We start from the raw sequence: 1,034 nt of genomic DNA, 5'->3' as shown, positions 1-1,034 counted from the left end.
GGAAGCTACAAAACATAGCAAAGTTAGCTAAGAATCAAGAAAAACATACCGAGCAGCTAGCTAAATTAGAGGCTGTACTTGATGAGTGGCTTAAGCAAGCCAATTCCAATTAACTTTATAAAAGTATTAACAATAATTCTAAGGCGTAGGTGTGTCACGATCAACAGACCTCATCGCCCAGGCAAAAGACCTGCAAATGGGCGCTGATTTAGACATCAGTTAACACAGGCTCATAATTACTCATTACCTAAATAAGCCATGATAAACTTTCACACCTTGCAATATTTCACGGGGTAAACCAGCATAGCCATTTCGCGGCCAATTAACACATCGCGAGTAAGATCCAAGTCTTTCGCGATGCGCATTCCCTTTATTTTGTCAGTCGCAATTGTCCCCTACCCCCTTTCGCCCTAAGGCCGAATCATCGTTCCACCATACGCATCAGCCAGCAGCGATTGGGATTTCAAGGCGTTGACCACATCATCCCGCTGCCTGTCGGTCAGCGGAAACCATCGGTTTTTCTGGAGCTTGGGATCGGACAGGATCTGCAGCAATGAACCGGGATTCAGTCTGGCGTTTCCATACGCCACCAGCTCAACAGGCTTTTGACACAGGGAACGCAGACAGCAGATGCATTGATCGACGTCTTTGGTAAAACACAGGTTATAGGCGTTCTGGCCATGGACTTTAACCAGGCACAGTACAGAGACGTCGCTGCGCTGTGCGCAACATTCGGTAAAGCGGTTGAGTTGAGACTGYCTGATGGCCGCTTCAAGCCAGCAATAGGCAGGCGTATTTTGGGTGTCGAACTCGCCGAGTACAGTAGACAGTTGCGCCATATGAGAGCGCATYAAKGTYGGCTCCATATACGCACGGTAGCAGATGGTATCCAGGGTCCTGAGGACTTTCTGAATCGCAGGCATCACAAACCTCCAGCAGGATGAATATATCCATCACCACACAGAGACCCCATAACAAAGGGTGGTGAACTGAACAAGGTTCGTACTACCGCACACATGGAAACGGCCAGCCGA

At 48.4% G+C, this 1,034-nt stretch carries 1 protein-coding gene and 1 pseudogene; one reads left to right on the top strand and one right to left on the bottom strand.

What is annotated here, in order from left to right:
- Window positions 1–113 (top strand): annotated as a pseudogene (locus ELS82_RS25225) (nucleotidyl transferase AbiEii/AbiGii toxin family protein); the annotation flags it as partial.
- Window positions 114–410: 297 nt separating this feature from the next.
- Here ELS82_RS25225 and ELS82_RS25220 read toward each other — a convergent pair.
- Window positions 411–839, bottom strand: coding sequence for a hypothetical protein (locus ELS82_RS25220; protein ID WP_134837794.1), 429 nt, complete (start codon window positions 837–839; stop codon window positions 411–413).
- Window positions 840–1,034 lie beyond the last annotated feature (195 nt).

This window comes from Vibrio ouci, from assembly GCF_004551525.1.
In the GTDB taxonomy this organism is placed as follows: Bacteria; Pseudomonadota; Gammaproteobacteria; order Enterobacterales; family Vibrionaceae; genus Vibrio; species Vibrio ouci.
The sequence above is the reverse complement of the archived record's forward strand: the minus strand, read 5'-3'. Positions and strand labels throughout refer to the sequence as shown.